31 protein-coding genes and 1 pseudogene are annotated in these 22,817 nt (G+C 60.4%); 8 read left to right on the forward strand and 24 right to left on the reverse strand.

Translation table 11 applies throughout. The annotated features are described in order from the left end of the window. Window positions 1-46 precede the first annotated feature (46 nt). The 12 genes and pseudogenes from HDG39_RS28475 to HDG39_RS28525 form a co-directional block, all read right to left on the reverse strand. Window positions 47-523 carry a phage virion morphogenesis protein gene (locus HDG39_RS28475; protein WP_184010805.1) on the reverse strand — a complete coding sequence of 159 codons (477 nt, stop codon included), beginning with the start codon at window positions 521-523 and terminating at the stop codon, window positions 47-49. Continuing rightward, complete coding sequence (locus HDG39_RS28480) at window positions 520-1,008, reverse strand: phage tail protein (protein ID WP_184010721.1); 489 nt, start codon at window positions 1,006-1,008, stop codon at window positions 520-522. Before HDG39_RS28480 ends, HDG39_RS28475 begins: the two co-directional genes overlap by 4 nt. Next, window positions 1,005-1,295: an Rz1-like lysis system protein LysC gene (gene lysC / locus HDG39_RS34710; RefSeq protein ID WP_221305891.1), complete on the reverse strand. Its 291-nt coding sequence runs from the start codon at window positions 1,293-1,295 to the stop codon at window positions 1,005-1,007. The genes HDG39_RS28480 and lysC overlap by 4 nt, the downstream gene beginning before the upstream one ends. Beyond that, window positions 1,219-1,584, reverse strand: a pseudogene (locus HDG39_RS35305) (protein lysB); the annotation flags it as partial. The gene lysC and the pseudogene HDG39_RS35305, both read right to left, overlap by 77 nt. After that, on the reverse strand, window positions 1,581-2,135 hold the full coding sequence (locus HDG39_RS28490; RefSeq protein WP_184010726.1) for a glycoside hydrolase family 108 protein: 555 nt from the start codon (window positions 2,133-2,135) through the stop codon (window positions 1,581-1,583). The gene HDG39_RS28490 and the pseudogene HDG39_RS35305, both read right to left, overlap by 4 nt. A gap of 42 nt (window positions 2,136-2,177) precedes the next feature. Beyond that, entirely contained in the window at window positions 2,178-2,588 is a 411-nt protein-coding gene (locus HDG39_RS28495; protein ID WP_184010728.1) for a phage holin family protein, read from the reverse strand. Beyond that, window positions 2,576-3,016, reverse strand: coding sequence for a hypothetical protein (locus tag HDG39_RS28500; RefSeq protein ID WP_184010730.1), 441 nt, complete (start codon window positions 3,014-3,016; stop codon window positions 2,576-2,578). Before HDG39_RS28500 ends, HDG39_RS28495 begins: the two co-directional genes overlap by 13 nt. Before the next feature lie 7 nt (window positions 3,017-3,023). Next, window positions 3,024-3,230, reverse strand: coding sequence for a tail protein X (locus HDG39_RS28505; RefSeq protein WP_184010732.1), 207 nt, complete (start codon window positions 3,228-3,230; stop codon window positions 3,024-3,026). A gap of 1 nt (window position 3,231) precedes the next feature. Beyond that, window positions 3,232-3,729 (reverse strand): head completion/stabilization protein, encoded by a 498-nt coding sequence (locus HDG39_RS28510; protein WP_184010734.1) that lies wholly within the window; start codon window positions 3,727-3,729, stop codon window positions 3,232-3,234. Window positions 3,730-3,831: 102 nt separating this feature from the next. Next, entirely contained in the window at window positions 3,832-4,497 is a 666-nt protein-coding gene (gene gpM, locus HDG39_RS28515) for a phage terminase small subunit (protein ID WP_184010736.1), read from the reverse strand. 8 nt (window positions 4,498-4,505) lie between these two features. After that, window positions 4,506-5,519 (reverse strand): phage major capsid protein, P2 family, encoded by a 1,014-nt coding sequence (locus HDG39_RS28520; protein ID WP_184010738.1) that lies wholly within the window; start codon window positions 5,517-5,519, stop codon window positions 4,506-4,508. 60 nt (window positions 5,520-5,579) lie between these two features. Then, complete coding sequence (locus tag HDG39_RS28525; RefSeq protein ID WP_260328315.1) at window positions 5,580-6,425, reverse strand: GPO family capsid scaffolding protein; 846 nt, start codon at window positions 6,423-6,425, stop codon at window positions 5,580-5,582. Between the two features lie 175 nt (window positions 6,426-6,600). On the opposite strand from HDG39_RS28525, the gene HDG39_RS28530 reads away from it, so the two are divergent. The 5 genes from HDG39_RS28530 (at window position 6,601) to HDG39_RS28550 (ending at window position 11,643) form a co-directional block, all read left to right on the forward strand. Continuing rightward, window positions 6,601-8,409 (forward strand): terminase large subunit domain-containing protein, encoded by a 1,809-nt coding sequence (locus HDG39_RS28530; protein ID WP_184010740.1) that lies wholly within the window; start codon window positions 6,601-6,603, stop codon window positions 8,407-8,409. After that, window positions 8,409-9,470 (forward strand): phage portal protein, encoded by a 1,062-nt coding sequence (locus tag HDG39_RS28535; protein ID WP_184010741.1) that lies wholly within the window; start codon window positions 8,409-8,411, stop codon window positions 9,468-9,470. The genes HDG39_RS28530 and HDG39_RS28535 overlap by 1 nt, the downstream gene beginning before the upstream one ends. Before the next feature lie 412 nt (window positions 9,471-9,882). Continuing rightward, entirely contained in the window at window positions 9,883-10,137 is a 255-nt protein-coding gene (locus tag HDG39_RS28540; RefSeq protein WP_184010742.1) for a type II toxin-antitoxin system HicA family toxin, read from the forward strand. Beyond that, window positions 10,134-10,493 carry a type II toxin-antitoxin system HicB family antitoxin gene (locus HDG39_RS28545; protein WP_184010743.1) on the forward strand — a complete coding sequence of 120 codons (360 nt, stop codon included), beginning with the start codon at window positions 10,134-10,136 and terminating at the stop codon, window positions 10,491-10,493. The genes HDG39_RS28540 and HDG39_RS28545 overlap by 4 nt, the downstream gene beginning before the upstream one ends. 91 nt (window positions 10,494-10,584) lie before the next feature. Continuing rightward, window positions 10,585-11,643: an AbiJ-NTD4 domain-containing protein gene (locus tag HDG39_RS28550; protein ID WP_260328325.1), complete on the forward strand. Its 1,059-nt coding sequence runs from the start codon at window positions 10,585-10,587 to the stop codon at window positions 11,641-11,643. 332 nt (window positions 11,644-11,975) lie between these two features. Here HDG39_RS28550 and HDG39_RS28555 read toward each other — a convergent pair whose 3' ends face one another. The 11 genes from HDG39_RS28555 to HDG39_RS28600 all read right to left on the reverse strand — a co-directional run bounded on the left by HDG39_RS28555 (window position 11,976) and on the right by HDG39_RS28600 (window position 20,793). Continuing rightward, window positions 11,976-12,710, reverse strand: a complete 735-nt coding sequence (locus tag HDG39_RS28555; RefSeq protein ID WP_260328317.1) for a hypothetical protein — start codon at window positions 12,708-12,710, stop codon at window positions 11,976-11,978. Window positions 12,711-12,797: 87 nt separating this feature from the next. Next, on the reverse strand, window positions 12,798-13,724 hold the full coding sequence (locus HDG39_RS28560) for a hypothetical protein (RefSeq protein WP_311667588.1): 927 nt from the start codon (window positions 13,722-13,724) through the stop codon (window positions 12,798-12,800). A gap of 55 nt (window positions 13,725-13,779) precedes the next feature. Next, window positions 13,780-14,049, reverse strand: coding sequence for an Ogr/Delta-like zinc finger protein (locus tag HDG39_RS28565; RefSeq protein ID WP_184010745.1), 270 nt, complete (start codon window positions 14,047-14,049; stop codon window positions 13,780-13,782). Window position 14,050: 1 nt separating this feature from the next. Then, window positions 14,051-14,308, reverse strand: a complete 258-nt coding sequence (locus tag HDG39_RS28570; RefSeq protein WP_260328318.1) for an ogr/Delta-like zinc finger family protein — start codon at window positions 14,306-14,308, stop codon at window positions 14,051-14,053. Next, window positions 14,289-16,232: a replication endonuclease gene (locus HDG39_RS28575; protein WP_184010746.1), complete on the reverse strand. Its 1,944-nt coding sequence runs from the start codon at window positions 16,230-16,232 to the stop codon at window positions 14,289-14,291. The genes HDG39_RS28570 and HDG39_RS28575 overlap by 20 nt, the downstream gene beginning before the upstream one ends. A gap of 160 nt (window positions 16,233-16,392) precedes the next feature. Further along, window positions 16,393-17,499: a phosphoadenosine phosphosulfate reductase domain-containing protein gene (locus HDG39_RS28580; protein ID WP_184010747.1), complete on the reverse strand. Its 1,107-nt coding sequence runs from the start codon at window positions 17,497-17,499 to the stop codon at window positions 16,393-16,395. Continuing rightward, window positions 17,496-18,656 (reverse strand): DNA cytosine methyltransferase, encoded by a 1,161-nt coding sequence (locus HDG39_RS28585; protein ID WP_184010748.1) that lies wholly within the window; start codon window positions 18,654-18,656, stop codon window positions 17,496-17,498. The genes HDG39_RS28580 and HDG39_RS28585 overlap by 4 nt, the downstream gene beginning before the upstream one ends. A 153-nt stretch (window positions 18,657-18,809) precedes the next feature. Beyond that, on the reverse strand, window positions 18,810-19,022 hold the full coding sequence (locus HDG39_RS28590) for a hypothetical protein (RefSeq protein ID WP_184010749.1): 213 nt from the start codon (window positions 19,020-19,022) through the stop codon (window positions 18,810-18,812). A gap of 1 nt (window position 19,023) precedes the next feature. Beyond that, window positions 19,024-19,947 carry a DNA adenine methylase gene (locus HDG39_RS28595; protein WP_184010750.1) on the reverse strand — a complete coding sequence of 308 codons (924 nt, stop codon included), beginning with the start codon at window positions 19,945-19,947 and terminating at the stop codon, window positions 19,024-19,026. A gap of 198 nt (window positions 19,948-20,145) precedes the next feature. Next, complete coding sequence (locus HDG39_RS35310; protein ID WP_260328319.1) at window positions 20,146-20,274, reverse strand: hypothetical protein; 129 nt, start codon at window positions 20,272-20,274, stop codon at window positions 20,146-20,148. A gap of 162 nt (window positions 20,275-20,436) precedes the next feature. After that, the gene (locus HDG39_RS28600) at window positions 20,437-20,793 is read right to left on the reverse strand and encodes a hypothetical protein (protein ID WP_184010751.1); all 357 of its coding nucleotides are present in this window, start codon (window positions 20,791-20,793) and stop codon (window positions 20,437-20,439) included. An 86-nt stretch (window positions 20,794-20,879) separates the two neighbouring features. Here HDG39_RS28600 and HDG39_RS28605 point away from each other — a divergent pair, with 86 nt between their 5' ends. Beyond that, window positions 20,880-21,401, forward strand: coding sequence for an RING finger protein (locus HDG39_RS28605; RefSeq protein WP_184010752.1), 522 nt, complete (start codon window positions 20,880-20,882; stop codon window positions 21,399-21,401). A gap of 23 nt (window positions 21,402-21,424) precedes the next feature. On the opposite strand, the gene HDG39_RS28610 is transcribed toward HDG39_RS28605, so the two are convergent. Beyond that, window positions 21,425-21,565 carry a hypothetical protein gene (locus HDG39_RS28610; RefSeq protein WP_184010753.1) on the reverse strand — a complete coding sequence of 47 codons (141 nt, stop codon included), beginning with the start codon at window positions 21,563-21,565 and terminating at the stop codon, window positions 21,425-21,427. Between the two features lie 430 nt (window positions 21,566-21,995). Between HDG39_RS28610 and HDG39_RS28615 the strand changes: the two genes are divergently transcribed. Both HDG39_RS28615 and HDG39_RS28620 read left to right on the forward strand, forming a co-directional pair. Further along, complete coding sequence (locus HDG39_RS28615) at window positions 21,996-22,310, forward strand: hypothetical protein (RefSeq protein WP_184010754.1); 315 nt, start codon at window positions 21,996-21,998, stop codon at window positions 22,308-22,310. A 62-nt stretch (window positions 22,311-22,372) separates the two neighbouring features. Continuing rightward, window positions 22,373-22,720, forward strand: a complete 348-nt coding sequence (locus HDG39_RS28620; protein ID WP_311667594.1) for a helix-turn-helix domain-containing protein — start codon at window positions 22,373-22,375, stop codon at window positions 22,718-22,720. Window positions 22,721-22,817 lie beyond the last annotated feature (97 nt).

The following is a 22,817-nucleotide window of genomic DNA, read 5'->3' on the forward strand; positions in this document are numbered from 1 at the left end:
GTACAGAATCAGGGGGAATGCGCGCGCCAGTGGAGCGGCGCGACGATTACGAGTTTATGTGCTCGACCAGCATGTCGCGGATAAATGCGTGATCGGCGTCAGTGAAACCGAGCAGCACGCGACGAGGATACCGGTAGGTCGGACCGTGCGGATCGACGGGCGCGCGCTGCCCCTCCTGGTGGACCGCCGCGATCTGCGCCACGCGACCCTCGAACCCAACGGCAAGGCCGCCGTCTGTCACTTCGACTTTCAGCCATTTCGCCGTGCGGAGTTTGGCGAACATCGCCTGTCGCTTAATGCGGCCGACGCTCGCACGCGCGCCCGCTTTCCTGCGCCCGCGCTTTCGCTTGCGCGGATCGTAGGCGGACCCGTCCGGGTTCTTTTGCGCGGCGATGCGCGCGCTCTGACGCTTGCGCAGCTCGCGCGCGATTTTGAGCAGCAACGCGCGCCGATTTGGCGCGGCGAGCTTCGACAGCAGTTCGCCCGCCCACGCCTCGATCGGCGCCGTCAGATCGTCATTCATGGGCCGGTGTCGTCGATCGGTTTGGCGCCGGTCGCGGCGTCGCGCGGCCGCAGCCATCCGGCCGAGTCCAGATTGATATTGGCCGGCAAACTGTCATCGACGCGTTTGAATGTGCGCGAGCCGTCTTCGTGTTGGACCTCGACGGCACGTTCCACGAGGCGCACACGAATCGACAGATCGACGCATGCGTTGTTCAGAATATCGGCTTCGAACGTGATACCGGTCGTTGCATTGTCGGGGTTATCGAGTAGGTCCGGTTGATTGGCTTTTGCCCATTCGAGAATGGCCGCCATCAATACGTCATTGTCTCCGGTGAAATCCGTCAGCAGCAGCCAGGCAACATACGTCCACTGAAATGATGCTGATTTGGTGCCGGTGCCCGTCACCGAGCCATTGTCGATAAACACGAGGAGCCTGTCGGGGTTCTCCGCGAGCTGCGGGAAAGCCGCCGTAATGGCCGCGCGCAGCGAATCGATTTTTTTCATGGTGCGGGCGCCGAAGTTGGCGCGGGCATTGCGGCCCGCTTTTGCTGGCATTCATAAATCATGTCGACCACCGCCGCGCAGTTCGCCCACGCCCCCTTAGCGGCCGTCAGCGCCTTGTTCAGATCGCCGTTCGTCGTCGGCGCCGTTGCAGGCAGTTTGCAGCGCGTCACCGTCTGGCACTCGTTGATAGAAACCACAGGCGCCGGTGATAGCGGGGCCTGTTTGCAGGCGGGCAATATCATCAGGCAGGCGAGTATCAGCCCACGCGCGGGCTTCTGGCGATTCATTCAGGATTCTCCGGTAGTCGTCATGCAGGCGCGCGAGCTCGCTTTCGACCTTCGAGCGCGACGCCTCAAGCTGCTTTTGCTGCGCGTCGCGTTCCGCGGCGTTGCGCTTCAGTTTTTCTATCACCTGATCGCGATTTGTCACCTGCTGTCGCGCATCATCGCGCGACTGTTTCGCGTCGCGTTCGGCCTGTTGCGCTGTTTGAACATCGGCCTGCAGCCCGCGCACGTAATGGACGCCGCCGAGCAGAGCGAGCACGGCCGCCAGAATGACTCCGAACTTTAGCGTCACTGCGCGACCCCGAAAGCGCGGTTCAACTGCCAGCCGTATTCGAACGTTTCTTGACTGGCATCTTTTTCCGCGATTTCGATATAGCGCACGGACTGTTGCGCCGCGACCATGTTGAACAGCACGCGTTTTCCGTCCTGGCCGCGCTGCGCATAGAACGCCTTCATCGCGGCAAGCGTCATCGGTCCGATACCGCCGTCGACGGAAATGTCGGGATAGCTTCGCGCCTGCTGATTCAGCACGTTCAGCGCGCGTTGCAGGAACCGCACACCCGTGGCCGGCCCCATGTTCACGCCGATATCAAACAGCTTTTCGGCGAGCGCCGCCTCGATCGCGTTGACTTGATCGAACCGCGGTTGAATCCAGTAGCGTTGCCGGTAAATGTCGACCGCGACAGCGCGCGGCATTTGCGACATGGCGCCGTTGTACCCATACGCGCGCGCGGTCGCGACCGTGATCCCCCAAATCGTCTCGCCGCCACGGTCCGCGCTATTGTTGACGTATCCGCCTTCGCGCGGAATCAACGCTTCGATATACGTGTCAGGTGCCACCATTGTCGTTTCCCGTAAGTGTCTGTTTCCGATCGTTCGGCCGTCTTACTTCGGCGTGTTTGCGCTGCGGTCGACGGCCTGCATGAACCGGTCGAGATAGCGGCTCAGTACACGCGAACCGCCATAGCCTGCGATCAGGATCGCGCCCGCTTCGAGAATCGCGTCCGACTTGAAGTACTCGAGCGCCAGAAACGTCGCGATGCCAGCGACAAGCGACGTCACCATGTCGCGTAAGATTTCGAGCCACACGCTGCGATGTTCTGTGGTGCCTTCGGCGAGTTTCTGCAGCGTGCTCGCCAACCCACCAATCAGCGCGAGAAAAGCACAGATCAGCGCGGCCGACATGGACAGGCTCGATACTTCGTCAGCTAGTGCAGAGCCGAGCGCCCACGCGGAAAACGGCCACACCAGCGCGATCCATAGCCACGTCCACTGATAGCGCCTCAGATTTCGCACTTTGCCCCCCGGTGTCGCTTTTCGTGTTGATCAATGAAGGCCATGAGCAACGCGGCAACCGCCACACCGAGCCAGGGCGCACACGTGCCAAGCGAGTCGCCGGTGAGCCGTGCCAGCACGAAAGGCGGGATCACATAGCAGGCGGCCGCCGCCACATACACATGGTGTCGATGCACGTCGAGCCATCGCCACCTGTAGCGCTGCGGGACCGCGTTCATCAGGACGTCGAGAATCAGCAATGCCGCAACCGCCATCATCACGAAGGCGATCAGCGCGCCGATCATGTTGTCGACGTAAAGCATCATTTCCATCGCCGAGTACGGCATCATGAATCCGCCAACCACTACCCACACCGCCAGTGCCGCGATTGCGGCACGCAACACAACGTCAACCATCAGCATCCTCCAGAATTGCGGCGTGCTTCGCATATCCACCTCAATCGAAAAGCTGCACGAGTTGTGCGGTACCCGTGACGCCTGTCGGGTCCGGCATGCTCACGGGGAATCCGGCCGGCAGAAAAACCCCCTGCGCCGCCAGACCCGGATTCGCTTCCAGTACAGCCTCGACTACGCCATCCGTGCGGCCGTAGATACGCCAGCACATTGCGTCGATCGTTTCGCCCTGCAGCGCCCTAACGTTCATTTCAGATCAACTCCGCAGTCAGCCGCGGCCGGCGCATGATGTCGCTGACGGCCCAATAGGCGTCGCGCCGTGCAGCATCGGGCGAGATCGCAAGCGCATCGACGCGCCGCTCGCCATCCTTCGACGTGTCGTAACCGCGATACCGCTCGACCAGCAGCGCGAGCGCCCAGCCGTAGACCGCACGCCGGTAACGGGCGATCTGAACGTTTTCGCCGCCAATGGTCGTCGCGCGCGTGGCGGCCAGATTGGCCGCGCCCTGCGCTTCCTGTTTCTCGCGCCAGTCGGCCAGCACTTCGACCGTATGAAAAACACCCTCGAGCACCGCCTCGCGTAGCCGTGCGTCCGTCACCGTGCCGTCGAGACGAAGCACGGCGCGCGCGTCGCGCAGCTCGATGTCGGGATACCATCCATCGCCGTCGATGACCGGGTCGACCGGTGGATCGTCTGGCGCCGGCGCAGTCGTCGCCGGTATGGGCGCGGTCGAAACAAATCCGCTCACAGGTTCTCCATATGACGACAGAGTGGGCGGTGGACGCGCACCAACAGGCCGGACACAATGCCGGCGCGTGGTGCGCGTGCCGCCCTGTCGCGGGGGACACGGTTAGGCGTCTGCGGCCTTTTCAGACCCGCCAGACGCGGAAATAGACGCTTCGAGACGGGCGATATCGCGCTTGACGCCGATCTTGTCGTTTAGTGCGAGTGCCCGGCGCAGCGCTTCGGCCGCGACGACCGGACGATCGGCGCCGACCGCGAGCCCGTACGCCTTGTACAGTTTCGCCCTCACCTGATCGACCATGTCGTGATCGTCCGTTAGCGCGATCACGCGCGCGAGCAGTGTCGCGGGCACATCGGGCGTTTCCGCGATACTCTCCGCGACAACTTCCGCCAGCGAACGCTCGAAAGGCGCGGGCATCGTGAGGCCGTGCCGGATCGCGTATTCCGCGATGTTGAGCGCGTCATAGATGGCTCCGACGTCGACGAGCCACACCATCAGCGTAAGCAATACGTCATCCTGGCCGCCCGCGTCCCGTGCGACAACTTCGGTCACGTACGGCCCATAATCCGGCAGCACTTCGCGTTTGATCTCGATCTTTTTTTCAATCGATTTCGTCGCCTTCAACCGCTGCTGATCGGCCGCGAGCTTCGCGCGCATCAGATCCTGCGCGCGCGCCTGAAGGCGCGGCGCACTCCCCGCGGGTCGCCCGGCATCGCCGCCCGCGGCCGCGATTTTCTTCAGATGCCGGGAAATTGGCGTGTCCCGAGTCATGTCGGTCCTTATGCTTCGGCCAGCGCAGCAGCGCCCGCGAATTCGACGTCATCGATCAGACAGCCCGCCTCGTAGTCCTCGACCACGTATGCGTCGTTACTGGAGTTGAAAAACTCGTAACGGTCGCGCTTGGGATTGTCGATGAGGGTCGACCGGCGGCCGCCGATCTGCCAGTAGAGCGACAGGTTTTTGAGCAGCGTGATAAAGAGCTTGCCGCGCGGCATGAACGGCACACGCATCGCCTTGATACCGCCCATGCGCTGCTGACTGACGATCGTCGCGGCCGCGAGTTGGTCGACCGGCCGGTTGTCGTCATTGAGCACGACGAAATAGCGATCGAGCAGCGTTTCCCGGCCGCACAGGACGACGAGTTCGGGATTGTCCGCGTGCCACGGCGCGATGAGCGAATTGACCGCTTCATGCACGAGCGCATCCGGGTTTTTGTAGTCGCCGCCCGGCCCGATGACGATAGCGTCACTCATGACCTGCGCGGGCGCCTGCGTGCGGAACTTCTCGAGCCAGCCGACGTTCACGTCCTCGAGATTCGGGTTTTGCTCCCGGTCCGATGTCGCCGCGCGCGACGTACCGTTCAACCCGATGCGGATGCGGTCGAGACCAGTCTGAACAACCTGCATCTGACGAATCATCGTCTGGAAATTCGGCATATGCGCCCATGCGTCGAGCTTCGAGTAGTTCAGCGCCGTGTCGAAGTTCGTTTGCGTGCACATGTACGCATTCGGGTCCATGTCCGTCGGGTCGAAGGGTTCGCGCTCTTTCGCGCTCGTGTCGGTCGTGCTCGCAATGGTCGATCCGACGAGGAGCCCGAGCTTTTCGCCCTGCTGGGCCGTTACGCCGATCACGTTGATCGCCCCCAGGAAAGCGGTTGATTCCTGAATGCGCTTCTCCAACGTCTGCTGCACGCTGGGCGCAACGTTGAATTGCTGGCTTGCGGTCGGCACGCCGTTAAGCTGCGCGATACGGCTCGAATATGCCTCGATCGCGGCGCGGGTTTGCGGTGTCATCTGATTGATCCTTTCGACTGTTCGTGTTGCGCGTTGTGTGGTTCCGGGGTGCCTCGCCGATCAGCAATCCGTCAGATCGCCGCCGTTGCCGCCGGTCGAAAGCGGCCGCGACTGGCTGAACTGTGTGTTTTCGAGCCTAGCCGCCAGATCGGAAAACTTCTGATTGACGCCCGCCACTTCCGTGCGCAACGTGTTGTTCTGTTCGTTCAGCGTGGTCAGCGCCGCCATAAACATCTGCACGCCTGCAGCATCCAGTGCTGACGACTGTTGGACGCCAGCGCCACCGTTGGCCGGTGGCGCCACCGGCGGCGTTGAACTTGCTTGCGGCGCCTCCTGTCGTGAGCTGCCGCCGAAGTTCTTCGAGAAAAATTCCATCATCCGTGTGAAGCCGTCTTTCTCCGCCGGCGTGTCGTGCTCGCCGAAATCCGTGTCGATTTCAGCCGCGGCCGCGAACACGTTTTCCGGCCGCACTTTGCGCGAGCGGAACATTTCCGGGTGTTGCTGCGCGAACGTGAGCACATCCGTGCCGAGACTCGCCGGACTGTCGGTCACGCCGAGACCCACCAGATACGCCTTTCCGCTGTTCGCGAAGTTCGGATCGATTTCGACGCTCGAGTAGATTTTCTGACGGCTTTTCGTCATCGCCTTCAGATCGTCGGTCGGGTCGATCTGCGCGAACAGCGCGAGCTTTCCGCCTTCGACGGTTTCGGCTTTCAAGCCGCGGACGTCGCCATAGGCTCGAAACGGGCCATCCGGGACCATGCCGCGCATATGTTCGCAAAACACGCGCGCGCCGTACGTCGCCGGATTGTATGTGTCGGCCATTTCCTGGATCTGCGCGCGTGAAATTTCTCGGCCGTCCGTCGTCGCGCCTTCCGTCGCGACCCGTTTGAACTTCAACGTCATTTGCGTTTCTCCCTGTCCTGTTCGTTGCGGCCGCTGTCTGTGCCAAGGCGCCGATTGCGCTACCCTTCGCATCGTGCGCGAGCGTTTCCGAGGCTTCAATGTGCGGCGTTGCTCGTGCGACTGTGTACAGATTGCCGCTGCGCGCACGCGCTTGCGCGCGCGATACGCTCGTTGCATGAGCGCCTTTAACCCCTTTGCCGATTTCCCGGCGACCGATGACCCCGCTGTCTCCAACGTCGTCAATCTGGCCGTGCGCCGCGTCGCGCGCGATCTGTTTTGGTCCGGCTGGAAAATCACCGCCATCGCCGATTACATCGGCGAAAAGCGCTCGACCGTGGAAACGTGGAAACAGCGCGAACGTTGGGGCGAAGCAGACGTAACCGATCGAATCGACGCCGCGCTCGAGCAGCGCATGCGCGTGCTGATCGCAAAGGACAACAAAGACGGGAAGGATTTCAAGGAAATCGATCTGCTTGGCCGTGAGGTTGAACGGTTTCACCGCATCCGCGCGCGAGCGGCGCGGGCCAATGGCGAGAGCGCCGGCGAATCGGCTGGCAGCGCCGGCCGTGACACGACGCGCGCGGCCGGGCGCAAATCGCGGCGCAACGCGATATCCGAAGAACAGTCGCAAAAACTGATTTCCGCCGTCAGGGACTCCCTGATCGGCCACCAACACGTGTGGTATGCGAACCGCGCGATGCGTCGCCGGAACATTCTGAAATCACGGCAGATCGGCGCGACGTTCTATTTCGCGCACGAAGCGCTCGCGCGTGCATTGGAGACCGGCTACAACCAGATTTTCCTATCCGCGAGCCGCGCGCAAGCGCACGTGTTTCGCGCGTATATCCAGAAATTCGCATGGCAAGCGGCCGAAGTTGAACTGACCGGCGATCCGATCATCCTTCCGAATGGCGCGTCGCTCATTTTCCTGGGCACGAGCTCGCGCACCGCACAGAGCTACAACGGCGACCTTTATTTCGACGAGTATTTCTGGGTCAGCAATTTCGCAACGCTGAACAAAGTCGCCCAGGGCATGGCGACGCACAAGCATTTGCGAATGACGCACTTTTCAACGCCGTCGACGACGACGCACGAAGCGTATTCGTTCTGGACCGGCTCGCACTACAACAAAGGCCGCGCCGAAAAGGATCGCGTTGAAATCGACGTCTCGCACACGTCGCTCGCTCGCGGCCTGATCTGCCCCGATGGGCAGTGGCGCCACATGGTGACTGTAGAGGATGCCGTCGCCGCGGGCTTCGACAAACTTGACGTCGACGAGCTGCGCCAGCACAACAGCCCCGCCGACTTCGCCAACCTGTATATGTGCGATTTCGTCGACGACACGGCGTCGGTTTTTCCGTTCGACGCGATGAAAGCGTGCATGGTCGATTCCTGGGTCGAGTGGGACGACGTGAAGCCGCTGGAAGCCCGGCCTTATGGTCTGCGCGCGGTATGGGTCGGATACGATCCGGCACTGAGCGGCGATGCCGCGGGTTGCGTTGTCATTGCACCATCGTCCGAACCAAACGGCAAATTCCGCGTGCTGGAGCGCCACCGCTGGCACGGGATGGATTTCGAAGCGCAGGCCGAGAGCATCCGCGCGATAACGCAGCGTTACAACGTGACGGATATCACTATCGACGCGACTGGCATCGGTCACGGTGTCTATCAGCTCGTGCGACAGTTCTTTCCGCGCACGCGCGCGCTTCAGTATTCGCCGGAAGTTAAAACACGCCTGATCCTGAAAGGCTTGTCCGTGATCGGGAAAGGCCGCCTCAAGTTCCACGCCGGCATGACGGATCTGGTCCAGTCGTTCATGTCGATCCGCCGCTCGATGACGGCGAGCGGCACGCGCCTCACCTATACCGCCCCGCGCAGCGAAGACACGGGCCACGCCGACCTCGCGTGGGCCTGTCTGCATGCGCTCGACAATGAACCGCTCGAAGGCGCACAGCGCGCCCGTAGCACCGTGGAGTTCTTCTAATGTCCCATTCGCTCACCACCATCAGCGCCGCCAGCGAAATCGTTGCACGCGATCCGCTATCGTCGCTGACGTCGTTCACGTTTGGCGACGCCGTAACCGCGCTCGAAAGCGCGGACATTTTCAATTACCGCGAGTTGTGGACGATCAACGACTATTTCGAGCCGCCCATTAGCCGCGTCGGACTCGCGAAATCCCTTCGCGCCGGCACGCACCATGCATCTGCGCTGTATTTCAAACGCAACGTATTGGCGTCGACGTTCGTCGAGCACAGGAAATTTTCGCGCGACGCGTTCCGGCGCCTTGCGCTCGACTTTCTGGTTTTTGGCGATTGCTACCTCGAGCGGGAAACGAACGCATTTGGCGGCGCCGTCAACTATCGCCCCACGCTCGCCAAGGACACGCGCCGTAAAACAGACTTCGAAACGTTTGTACAGCTCGACGGCTGGCAGATCGCGCACGAGTTCCCGGCCGGTTCCGTTTTTCAGCTTATGGAACCGGACGTCAATCAGGAAGTGTATGGAATGCCCGAATACATCGCCTCCCTGCAGGCGGCCTGGCTGAACGAGTCGGCGACGCTGTTCCGCCGCCGCTACTATGCAAACGGGTCGCATGCCGGGTTCATCCTGTACCTGAACGATCCTTCCGTCGATCCCAACGACGTCGACGAAATTCGCAAGCAACTGCGCGAATCGAAGAACCTGGGCAATTTCCGAAATCTGTTTATCCATTCGACCGGCCGCGATGGCCGCGGCGAGAAAGGCGCCCTCGAGCTGATTCCGATTTCCGAAGTCGCCGCGCGCGACGAATTTTTCAACATCAAGAATGTGACGCGCGACGACAGCCTCGCCGCGCACCGCGTGCCGCCGCAGCTTATCGGCATCGTGCCGAGCAATACGGGCGGCTTCGGCGCCGCGGACACCGCCGCGCGCGTCTTCGGCCGCAATGAAATCGTGCCGCTTCAACAGCAGTTTGAGCGGATCAACGATTGGGCCGGCGAAAAAATCGTCCAGTTTGGCGATTACGTCGTCCCGCCCGAGACGAGCGCAGCGGCGCCCCGGTAGGCCGAAAACCCTCGATTTTCGACCCCGCGTCTAGCCCTGCCCTTGCTGCGTCTAGGCGCGTCTAGCGGCAGGCATCCAAAATCGGCGCGCTTGCCGGCTGGGCGGGTTCGACGGACCGAGTGAAGGTGCGTCTAGAAACGCCTGATTTTTTGATCGCAGGCGCGGAGGGTGACTGCGATTTCGGGGGCGGGATCGACGCCCCCGCCCCCGTTGCCCCGCTCGCCGGCCGCCCGCGTGGCCGCGAAACCGGACCGCTACGGGCTCGCGAGACATCCGCGAGGCCGCGCGCGCACTGTTCGCCGGCCGGCCGTTCAGAAGCCCGGATTTACGCGCCGATTCTAGCCGGGGTTTTCGCTCGATTGATATCATTTTTTGATAGCATTTCCGTATCATTCCGTGATATCATGCGGACATGAAAACGAAACACGGCCGCACATTGACCGCGATCTTTACGAAACCGACGTTGGGCGGGATCGTGTTTGCTGATATCGAGTCGCTTGTCGTCGCTCTGGGCGGCAGCATTCACGAAGGCGCGGGGTCGCGCATCGCCTTCGAGTTGGACGGGCAACGCCGTTACCTTCACCGCCCGCACCCAGGCAAGGAAGCAAAGCGGTATCAGGTGGAAGAATTGCGCGACTGGTTTATCGAAATGAGGATCAAGCCATGACTAACGCCATGACCTATAAGGGGTATTTCGCCCGCGTTGAATTCGACGGCCGCGACAGTATTTTTGTGGGCCATGTGCTCGGCGTCGACGACAGAATCAGCTTTCACGGCGAGACGGTCGACGAGTTGACGCGCGACTTTCATGCGGCCGTCGATCATTATCTCGACGACTGTGCCCAGGCTGGCCGTGAGCCGCAAAAGCCAGCCTCGGGAAAATTCATGCTGCGCATCGACCCGGCGATCCATGCGCGCATCGCGATCGCGGCCGCGATGGCCGACGAAAGCGTGAATCAATGGTCGGAACATGTGTTAGAGCGTGCCGCGCGTGAAGCGCTAGACAGTTCGACGCATGCGTGAAATACGTCTGTACTATCTGACAGCCTGCGAATGAGCCGGGAGAATCTTATGAGACCGTCACCACCAAGTGGTGGAATGAGAGAATTTGACCATGCTTACTGATGTCTTCTTTCGCAGGTACGCGGATCGCCCGATGTTCGAAAGCGTCGGGCAAAAGGAATCTGCACTCTTTGTTCAGGCATATAGAATCGTCAACGAACAGATTTGGAAGTACTCCGGGTACGACCAGAAGGTCGACGAGAGTGTTAAGACGATCTGGACTGTTATTCACGACCGCCTGTCAATGGAGATCGGGGTCAAGGAACTGTCGCCGAAGTACTACTCCTACCAGACCGAGTGGATGGGCAAACCCTTCACGAACTCGGGTTGGTACGACATGAACTTGGTGGTCGAGCAGTGGCTGAACGTCAAATTCACTGACGACCTTGACCCCGACATGTTCGTCAAGCGTCGCCTAAGCTTCGTCGAATTGGCCTTCCGCACGCGAGAAGAGCAAATAGCTCAAGCGAACGCTGAGTTTCCGCGACGATTGGCCGAGGCTGAATTCCAAGACAGGATGCCCCGGAGACCCACGCAACTTCCTGGCGCGCTGTCCGACAGCGTGCGAGCGATCAGTGATGGCATGAACACGACGTTCGCGGCGAATGTGCATGAGCTGAACGAGCGCCTAAAGCAAGCTGGCATGCCACTGCACTACCACAATGGGTACTTGCAGATTACGCAGGACGAGCGGCTGCAAGAACAAGTCGAGCAACCATTCTGGCTTTTGGTAAAGGATGCTCAGTGGAAGAACGTCAGCATTGACATGGCCGAGGCGATCGATCGCAGAGATACGGGCGGCCGCGATCCATCGTTCTACGCCGCCAAGGCACTGGAAAGCACTATCAAGATTATTTGCGAACTCAAAAAGTGGACTGCCGGTAATGAGAAAGGTGTGTCCGACTTCCTGAATCATCTTGAGAGCAAGGCGAACGGCGCATTCATCGAGGGCTGGGAACGGCAATCAATGCAGCGGTTTTACAGCGACGTGCGGAACGACTTGGGACATGGACCTGGCTCCAAAGACATGCCAGATTTGGCTCCGCAGCAAATAGATCAAACCATCGAGTTCTGCATGTCGTGGGTCAAGAGCTTGATCAAACGACTGTAGCTACGTCTGGACGTTGCAGACCTGAGCAGCTGAATTTGCTCGGCATCGGCATTCCCGTAGGCAGCAGTACCCCTTGCCTGCGAAGCGTCACTTTCGAGTGGTGAGTCGAACGGCTGCAACCGGGTCGGCAAGCGCCTTTCGCGAAAATTGGCGAACAACAAAAAACCCCGCCGTGGCGGCCTTCTCAAGCACTCTGGTATGTTTACGGCTCTCACACCTGAAAATCACGGGAGTACAAATGAGACTGTCTGGATCTGAAAATAAGCCAGTCGTACCACCTCCGCAACCGGTCTATCGCGGCCCGGCGCACGACGGAGTCAGGAAAGACGCGCCTAAGCCCCAGCCTTCCACGCCACAACCGCCGCGGCGATAACCGGAATTGGAGATGCTGCGGCCGCCAGCCGCAGCCTGTTCAGGGATGTCGCAACCTGCGCGTTCCGTTGTGCTGCGGCGTCGATTCTTCCCTGCAGCCCTTCGATCTCCACTTCCTTAATCGCATCCAGCGAGAACTCTGGTTGATATAGATTCTTGGGCTCGTTATAGATCGACGGCAGTTCACGGAACATCAGACATCGCTGGACGAGAAGTAGACTCAGGATGAGGAACCACGCTGTAAAGGTCATTGCGCCGACCGATAACCAGCTAACACCACCGCCCTCGATCGCCTTTGCCCCATACGCCAGCCCCCCGCCTACCGCAGCGAGAAATATGGTCAATGTAGTGGCCGCGTCCTTTGCAATCACATCAGCGCACGCATGGTGCGTTTTCAGGTTTTCGATCGCAGACTTTTCGACCCATTCCAGCAAATCGCTCATTTCACCCTCGCGTTGATCGTTCGGCGCAATATAACCCGGCGAAGTGCATCGGCGCGTCGTCCATCGGCTTTTTTCCGAATCCTGACGCCGACCGTCGATCGGGGGCCTGCTTCGAGCTTCGATCGCTGCTTTGATCGCGAGCCGCACGGTCGAGCCGCCAGCAAAGAGCGTTGTTCCGTCGTGCGTCACGACTTCGAAGCCGTCAGCCCACGGGCGGATATCCGAGCCGCGCACTGATTCGATCCAGTTCAAGAGCGCCGTATCGTCGCGCCTTTCGGATCGTGCGGGCTTCTCCGCTGGCCGATGCTTTCCTCGCTTCATACGGATATCCCCACGGATCTAGGCCGGAACGAGATCGACGACTTTCCGCCGCAAAGCGGTCGCCCGCGCTTGCGAACAGCGCAGATGCCGCCTGATATCGGCGACGGTCGGCCGGACGTGCCCGGCTTTAACGTCGCGCGCGAGTCGCGCGGTTTCGTCGACATCTCGCGCCGCTGGCCGTGGCGTTACCGGCGCACGCGCCGCGGTTCGAATAGCCGGTGGCGTCGCTTCGCCCGACTTGCGCCGGTCGGCGGCTTTCGCGCGACTGGTCGCGACTCGCGTTACTACCGGTCGCGTTACCGGCAGCAATGCGATCGTCCACAGCAGACACGCAACCCCTTCCAGCACGGCGGCAAGCATAAGCCCGGTCAACAGATCGACCCGCGCGACCGGCGCGGCTAACAGGCCCGACAGTCGGGATGTGACCGGATCAGCGCGCCGCGCGTTGCTGCGCGCGGCGGCCATGTCGGCGGCGCCCTGGTCGCGCCGTAGTTCGTCGGCTTCAGCGTCGAGCGCGTCGCGCTGAGCTGCCAGCGTCGCCCGCCGCGCCTCGAGCGCCGCGCATCGTCCCGTGCAGCGTTGCGCCTGCGCTTCGCCGAGTTGGCGAACGACGGCGACACGCTCCATCATCACGGCCGGCAATGTGCGAGCCACCGCCGGCGAGTCGACAACCATCGACCGCGCGCGCAGCTCGCCGGCGTGCTGCTGCGCGAGCAGAAAGAAACCGGCGTGGCCGTAGCCAGCGCTCGCGAGGCATGCAATCCACAGCGCGAAGGCGACGGCGCGAACAGGTCCGCTCGCGCCGCGCACTAGCGCTGGCAACAGGTGGGCGCTGACCACCAGCACGGCGCCGAGCGCAATCCAGTTTCCGCGCTCCGCGCTTGTGCCACCGCGTTGCCAGCCGCTGAGCACCGACAGCGCAAGCGCGGTTCCGGTTGCGGCCACGGCCAGCCCCATGCATGCCCATCGCGCAGCAGCGCTTGCTGCGCCTTCTTCGATTTCAACCGTCATTGTCCCCATTCCCCGGCGGCGAGTCGCCGACCAGCAGTGATTCGCCGAGCGGCAGATCATCAAAGAGTTGCAGCGTGTCGCGACGTTTCGCCTTCTGAACCGGCGTCGCCGGCAGCATCGTTAATTCGGTGCGGTATGTGTGGCCGCACGTCACACGGTCGCACTGGAAATCCACCGTCCAGCGCAAAGCGGACGTCTGCTGCATAGCCCGCGCTATACCGCGCGCGCCGCAACACGGACAAGGCATCGTCCACCGCATTTCAGCCCCGAACTTGCTTGGCGGTGCGAGTATTGACCGATCCGCCAAGCGGCCGGGCCGGCAGCAACGCCAGATCGTCGCGCATATAGCGCGGTGCCGGCGGCGAAAGCGAGTGCAACACCTCGAGCGTTGCCGGCGCGCGAAAACCGCACAACGGACACCAGAAGTACAGGCGACGCAACGTGTCCGACATTCTTTCGGAATGACGCGCCTCGAGCGCGTCGTCACACGCCGGGCACTTAATCGACATATCGTTCATGCGAATTCCTTCGTTTGTGTTGCGGTTTGGGCGATCGCGCCGCTAGATCGGCGCGATCGTAGTCGGCGAGCCAGTCTGTTATGTCGGGATCTGGCTCGCGATCGCGATCAGCGCCGGCCGCGAAAGGCGGTGCATGCGTACAGTTATTGACACGAGTCCAAGGGCGCACTGCGTGCGCCAAACCCACCCCTAGATTCAGGCGTTGCGCGGTCGAGTGGCGCGCGCGATCGAGCTCGATATCGGTCGGCTTGCGCCGCTCGATCGTCCACGTATGGCGGGACGTGAAAACAACCATGCTGCGCAGTTTTGGCAATTCGACAATGCCGTCTCGCTCCAAGCGGATTTCACGAGCTTCCAGCCCCTTCACCACGTCGCCGACCGGCTCACCATAGCGGCCCATCCGCGAGTCGAATTCGCGATAAATACGAACCGGCCGATCATCGCGGCCGCAGTGAATACCGCCATTCGCGCGCACGTAATCGGCCCACGATGCCGGCGAGACGTCCGACTCGTCGTCGCGCTGAATCCGGTTGACCGCTTCATACATTTCGTCGAGTACCTTTGGTGCACCTTCAGGAACCTTGTCCAGGCGTCGCGCTTCACGCCACGTCGTGACCGGCGGTCCGCCTACCTGCTGAAACTGACGAATGCGCCACGTCGACGCCCACGCCTCGACGCGTAAGGCTGTTTCAAGCCCCGGATTGCCTGCGAGATCGGCCTCGATACCGTGGCCGTCAATGTTTTTTGCGACGTACTTCGAGATATAGCCGGCGGCCGTGCCGCGCTGCCAGTCGATCGCCTTGAAGTCGACGCGATGATTTTTAGCACCGCGCTCATCGGGCGAATCCATCAGCGCATAGCGGCGCACCCAGGCGCACAGGCGTGGCAGTAGCGCGCAACGCTCGTCTACCTCGAACACGTCCTTAACGCGGCCGCGTTGGCCGGGTTTTCGCTCGCCGGGACGACGCCGGAAAAGATGCGGCGGAAAGAAAACGAGCAGATGCCAGTGCGGCGTGCCGTCGTGGTTCGGTTCGGCAATGCGGAACCCGTACCACTGGACGCCGTGACGCTTCAGGAACGAGCGCAGCCGGGCGAACGTGGTCGACAAGTAGCGTTGAGCATCACGGGGCGATGTGTTGTCGTATCGTGGATTCGGCCGCACCTGATTGCGGGTCTGCACGATCCGCCCTTTTGATACGCGAATTCTTTTGCCCTTCGTGAACCGGTGCATGCGCGACGGGCATGTCAGCGTCAGGAACAGGCCGACGTGGCCGCTTTCTCTCGCGATATCCTCGAAACCCTTGATACGCGTCATCAACTCGCCGCGTTTGATTGATGGACAGGAAACAGATTTGTCGTGCAGCTCTGCGAGCGGAAAGCTGTCGCCGTCCTCGTTGGTCGCGATCGTGTTTTCGAGCATCCGCCGATTGCGCTTCTTCTGTTGACCGCGCCGGGCCACCGATTCATTTGACACGTAGATATCGCACTGCGCGTTCACGTAGTCGAGCTGAATCGCCGCAGCTTCAACAAACTGCGCGTGCATTTTGCGCAATTGTTCGCGCCACCACTTTGCATCTGTCATACGAAGTATCGCCGGCTGATCTCTCATGCCGATGATTTCTCCTGTTCGCCTCGATACACGTTCGGCCGCTGGTGGCTCGCAGTGAAAGCGGCGCACAAGCCGTTCAAGCGCTGCACGCCTATCCTTGATTTCCCCGTAGACCGATGCGAGCGCGAGGCATTCGACGGCGCGATCTTCAGCGCATGCGCAGATATGCTCGTCGCGCGCCTTCAAAGGCAAACGGATCGCCTTAAGGTTTTCCGTTATGTTGAGTAGGAACAGATTTGCAACGCGACGTGCATCGATATTGCAAGCAGCGTACCGCTCGCGCCATTGCCGCTCGATGCGCGCGCGCCAGCGCACCGGCAATCCGTGTAGACGCTCCCTTGCCCACTGTTCGTCTGACGACATCCGGTGATAGCTCATGCCGTCCTCGAGCCCGCCAGTAATTGATTTAGTCGGTAGTTCATTGCGTGCCTATGCGACTCTTGTGGTGAGGTGGTTAGTTGCTGGCCGTTGAAAATCACTCGCATAGGCCATATGCCGACGAGCACGCCGTTGCCGGCTCGACGTCCGCGAGTAAGTCATATTGCCGGCCGCCGCGGGTGGTCTTGGCCCACTCGACGCGCGCGCGGATATTGAGGTCGGCATACACGCGGCGCCGATCCTTCGCTGAGTGCGCATCGGTCATGAACGTCGAGAAACCGCGCTTGGAACACATGCCGACGATTACTTCCCACTTTTCAATCCGATCGATATGCTCAGGGTCTCGCGCGACGATCTGGCGCAGTTCCGCTTTATTGACGTTGATGCACGGATTGCAACCCACCCGGCTCCGCCCTTCGCGATATAGCGGATTGAGTTGCACTCCGCGTTCGCGTGAAAAGTGGATGACCTGTTCGGCCGTGTCGTTCACGATCGGGCGGTAGATCCATAGACCGCGTCCCACTCGCTCTATCGCTTTCGCGTTGCGCCGGTTTTGCGATTCATCGCGCCTCACGCCCTGCCAGCTGACAACGTTGTAGCCGGCGTCGATGAGATCGATCTGATACGCGACGGCGATGTTCCGCTTCAGTTCCTCCGTACAAAATTGGGCCTTGCGCGAAGGGAAGCGTCCTTTCCACATGCACAGATCAAGAAACGCGTTTCCGCTCGGGTGCATCACGGACAGTGCTCGCCGCTTTGCCTTGTTCGACCATTTCACTTTGCGCCCGGCGTCCCAGCCGATGACCTGTCTCGGTTCATGGCGTAGCAACTCACCGGTCTCGTCGTCGTACACGGCGAACATGTGCACATTGCCGGCCCTATCTTTCTGATAGACGGGCTGACCATTGCGATCTATCTTCGGCACGCGCTTATATTCACGCCGCGTTCGAACGTCGCGCGCGATGAACAGGCGCTTTGCGAGCAACTGCTCAGTGAAATCCGCCTTCAGCCGAACAATGGGAATGTCCAGCGCCTGTTGAAGGTACGTCAGATGGTCATAGACGTGCTGATGCTCGTTTTCAGTGTCGCAGTAGATCGCGCGGATGGATTCACGCGGCACCCGTTCTAGCGCTTTCAGCAGCACCTTCTGGCTGTCCTTTCCCGATGACACTGAGACGACGTGCATGACTGGTCGTGTGCTCATGCGACTACCTTTTTCGGTGCATGCGCGCCGTTCTCGCCGAACATCTTGTCGACCAGTTGAATCCGCTCGCCAATCCAACGCATAGGCGGAATGGCCATGCTGTTGCCTAGTGCCTTGTAACGCGGGCTGTCTGCCGCTGGCTTGCTGAGGACATTGATTAGTGTGTAGTCGTCGGGAAAGCCCTGCAGGCGCTCGCACTCGCGCGGGGTGAGACGGCGTACACCGCAGTCGCTTGCGACGGCTGCGTGGCCGCCGCCATGCCCCTCGCCGCGAAGCGCCCCAGCTACCGGACCAATGCTGAACGCGGTGTTGCCGCCAGCTTTGCAATCGAACGCAATCGGGATCAATGGCACACCGCGCCCGGTTCCGTCTTCGCTTGCGTCAAATCCTTCGCCGCGCAATGTGTGAGAGACAAGCAGAGTTTCCGTTTCCGCGTCGATTCGCTGATTACTTGTAGTGAGCGGTCGAGCCACTTGTGGAATCAGACCGCCGTCGCATTCGAAGTCGGTTCCGAGCCCGCCACCGCCTCCAGTGCGCGCGCTAAGGGTCGGGGCAATTCCTTGCCCCGCTTCGCGGCGCGGTGGAGGACGCCCGCACAGGCTTTCTCGCTCAAAAAGTACCGCTGCAGGTGGTCGCCAGTCTCCAAGATATCCGACAACGAACACACGCCGTCGTCGTTGAGGGACGGCGCGAGCGTGTGATTCCACTCGGATGTACTGAGCGTCAAGAACGCGGTAGGCGAACCCATACCCGAGTTCTGCCAACGCCCCGAGGAAGGTTCCAAAGTCCTGTCCGTCATTTGATGACAAAACACCGGGGACGTTTTCCCATACCAACCAGCGGGCGCGATATCGCGCAGCAATGGCAAGATAGGTGAGCGTGAGGTCGCCACGCGGATCTGCCAGTCCCTTTCGAAGCCCGGCGATGCTGTAGGACTGACAGGGAGTTCCGCCGACGAGAAGATCGATAGCTGCATTAGGCCACCCCTTGAAAGCGGTCATATCGCCAAAATTTGGCACGGCCGGATAGTGATGCGCGAGCAAGGCACACGGAAACGGCTCGATTTCACTGAGGAAGGCAGCGCGCCAGCCGAGCGGATACCACGCAACCGAGGCAGCTTCGATACCGGAGCAGACCGAGCCGAATCGAATGCTCATACGTTGCTCGCTCGATGCATTGTTGCCGGTTCCACCGTCCGCGCATCGTCGTCGGGATTCGCGACACACCACGCGACGACGACGGCAATCGCGATCAGCCAGATCGCCCAAAGCGGCAAAATTTTGTGTTTCGATTCCTGCATCACTGCGCCCCTATTGGTAAAGAAAACGACGCTTTGATATTTCGCGCAGCAACGGGCGAAGCACTTGCATTGCGTCGGCTTCTGCGCGGTCCGATTCCGCGGTACGTGGTGGGATAGACAGATCGGGCAACGCACGCAAAGCGCCTGCGCCTACGCCCAACTCGCCTAAATCCTCGATCAGCATTTCCCGCGGCGTCGGTGTGATGTAGGCGAGCGTGCTCATGTCACGTCCGCCCGGCCGCTTCCACAAAGAGCGGCAATTCGGTTTCATCGCCAGACGATTTAACATGGCCCGGTTCGATGCCAGATGCCGCGCACGCGGATGGCGAAATCCATAGGGTTTCTTCGCGCGCTACCGAGCCCCTTTGGCCCTGGGCGCGCGACTTATGCGACACCCGCGCCCATCCTGCTAGCGCACGTTCGTAAATTGGTGAGGCGTATCCGCTCACAACTGCCATTCCGCGAAGGTTCGCAAGCATGGCGAGCAAATCCGCATGTTCCAAGGTCGTCATTTCATGTCGGTAATCACGCCCACCGCCGTCTGCGTGACCGGACCGGGTCTCTGGCAAATAAGGCGGGTCGACATAGAACAGCACGTCCGGCGCGTCGTGATGCGCGATCAGTTCGACGGCCGGTCGGTTTTCGATCATGACGCCCTGCAGACGCTCGCCGATCGCGCCGAGACGTTTCGGGTACCGCGACCATTGCTTTGCGCCGTCGCTTTGCATGTCGGCCGCAAACCCGGTCGAGCTCTGCAACGGCCGCGTTGACGCCATTGCACCAAATCCCATCTGCGCGCGAACGCAAAGGCGCCTTGCCCGCTCGACCGGATCGGGTGTTCCTCCCCACACCTCGGCAAATTCGACGCGCGAATATGGCGTCAACGTCAGCGCGTCGATGAGCCGCGCGCGCCACGCGCGATCGCGCACGACACGAAACAAATTGACTATCTCGCCGTCCAGATCGTTGTAAATCTCGCCCTTGCTGCGCGGCTTCTGCAAGAGCACGCTCGCAGCGCCGCCAAACGGCTCGACATAAATTTCGTGTGGTGGCAGATGCGACAGCACCCAGGCGGCGAGGCGGAACTTTCCGCCAAAGTAGGATATGAGCGGCGCGGTAATCGCGGCCGCTGGTGTGGCCTTGTTCATGTTCTCGTTGTCCGGCTTCTTCGACAGCAGTCTCGCGCGACCATCAGCGCTTCTGCGCGCGATAGTCCAAATGCGACATTGCGGCCGCCCTTCAAATGCTCGTACCAGTGAAGCTCGCGGCCGCTGAATTCAAAATAGCCGCCGCGCGCTTCTGGCGAGCTCTGAAACGGGCCACATTCAACGATGCCCGGCTCGATTTCACGACTGGTCACAACGCCCCCTCATAAAAGGCAGCACGTCGACGCGGCGCAGCACGGCGCTTTGCTTTTCGAACTCGTCGCGCCTGCGGCGTCGCAGCATTTGCTCGACGTTGCTCGCGCGCACCATGCGTTGAATCGCTCGTGTCTCCATCTCTATAAAATCAGTAGTCCTATTAGTATTCACTGTTCAACCCCTCGAATTAGTGCACTTCACGTTTGTCTTTCGGTGCGCGTCAACTAGCTAGATCGACGTTTGATGAAACTGGAAAGTGAGCCCGGCGAACGCGGGCTATGGAGCGCGGATTTGTGATTGGTTTCTGGCCTTACCGATAGCCGCGACGGCCGAGATCGCGACTGCACGCGTTCGCATCGCCCTTTCGATAGACGCCGCGAGATATCCGCCCGCAGTAGCACTGCGGACCCTTTCCGCTGCGCAGAGCACGGCGCCGGCGCGCGTCGCGCCCCAGCCCGTCATCAGTCCCGACGCGGTGTGCGTCACGATCCACCTATGATCGTGTTCGCGAGGAAGCCAACCGTTACAGTGGACGCCGAATGTAAGCCCTAGATCGTTCTCGATTTCGACGGCTTCGCCCAGGATCATGACCGGCCCACCTTCGTACAGGACTTCATAGCGGATCGGTTTCATGATGTGGCCGTCCCTGTGTCGTCCGGCTCGCGCGTACAATTCCGGTCGCCTGAATTTCCCCCGATATTCGAAGGAGATTGATCAGTATGGATTTCGCATCGTTCGGCTCGGCAGTCGGCGCGCTCAAGTCCGCCATTGAGCTCGGCAAAACGGCGCTTGAATTGCGCGACCTCAACAAAGTCGCACCCACCATTGCGGACATGAACGCGAAGCTGCTCGAAGTTCAGAACAGCCTCCTCGCTCATAACACCCAGCTCCTCGAACTTCAGGGCAAGCATTTCGCCGCCACAGAGGAACTGCGAAAAGTTAATGAAGCTATGGTAGAGCGCAGCCGCTACGCGCTTGTCCATCTCGGTGACGGCGTCTTTACGTATCGTGTGAATCTCGCTCCAAGCGTCGCCGCATCCGGCGATGAACCCCCGCCGCAACCGGAGCATTACATCTGCCAGTCTTGCTTCGATGACCCTGCCGGATCGCGCAAAGTCGTCCTCGCCCCTGTGGGTCACAACGGCAGTCTCAAGTGTTTCCACTGTTCCCGCGGGTACCAAGTCCCACACGACCGGAAAAAAGACGACGAAATGATGCGATGGGTCAATGGCGATGTATGACGAACCCTTATTGCGTTTCATGTTCACCACTCCCCGGCCATGCCGTTCAGAAGGTGCAGCGCTTCACGGGCGCGATCGCGAAGCAACCCTTTTGCAGTGGTGAGAATTACCTGGCCGCGCCGCTCGAACTCGCGGATCACGTCGAGTTCATAGCAGGAGTCCACGACTGTCCACCTGAAAATGTCACGCGATGAATCTGTCGGCCGGGCGCTCATGCCACCACCCCGCGATGCGGTGCGGTGTGAACTGAAGTCCATTTCTGGACTAGGCCAATCATTGAGTCCATCCACGCACGGAAATATGGCTCGACGAGCTGGCGCGCGAGCGCCGAAGGTGTAAGTGTTTGTTGCTGAGAAACCAGCATTTGCAATCCCCTTGTTCAACCCCTTGAACATGAAAATTTAAAAAAGCGCCCGGCTATCGGATAGCAAGTCCAATCCGGCGGGGTTGAGAACCAGTGCCGGGCGACGCTTCGAAGAATAGACAAGGCCCATGACATAGTCAAGCACCTTGACGCATCAAGGGGCATGTCTATTTCAATAGACATGACTATTGAACTATCATCGAGACGGGTTGAACTGTTGGGGGTTGTCTATGAAAACTACCGTCGAGTGGCTCGACGATGTGAAGGCGCGATTGGGCCTTCCATCCGACTACGCAGCCGCAAAAGCCTTGGGTGTAACGCGTGCGGCTGTCAGCAAATATCGAACAGGCCAATCATTTTTCCGTGACCCCACGGCCATTCGCGCGGCCGAAATTCTTGGGATTCATCCCTTCGAAGTCATTGCCGCGGCGCGTGCAGAGCGCTCGCGCGATGACTGTACGAAGGCAATTTGGCGCAATGCATGGGAACTTTATTTGATTGGTGATTCCGCCGATGTTTCGGCAATCGCCGAGCGAAACGATTAGCAGTAGACAGCTTGGTTCGGTGCCCGGCAAGCAACCGGGAGCGACTTTAAACAAGGGGTTTCATGATGAAATTCACCTGCGATCATTACCTAGACGCAGCTAAAACAGCTCAGAAATTGCCGTCCGACTACGCCTTAGCGAAGATGCTAGGCATCCGCCCTTCCGCGATTAGCAATTACCGCATGGGTAGGTCGAACTTCGACGAGGAAACGGCTATCAAGGTTGCCAAGTTGATCGGCATTTCGCCGGCGGAGATTTTCGCCGCGATGCAAATTCAACGGGCAAAAAGTGAAGAAGTGCGGAAGGTTTGGGAGGACGTACTGGAAAAAATTTCCAGCAGCGTATCCAAGGGTTTTCGGTCGCTGGCACTACACGCTAACGCTTGTGGAGTCTGGTTTCCACAGGTTTAGTGCCAGCTAAAGTTAGCCCGGACTTATTACATTATGTCAAATTTCGGTTTTGCATCCTCGCGATGAAATACGTGGGAAATGCATGACTGCATCTCCT

It is taken from the genome of Paraburkholderia lebeckiae (assembly GCF_014201005.1).
Taxonomy (GTDB): Bacteria; Pseudomonadota; Gammaproteobacteria; order Burkholderiales; family Burkholderiaceae; genus Paraburkholderia; species Paraburkholderia tuberum.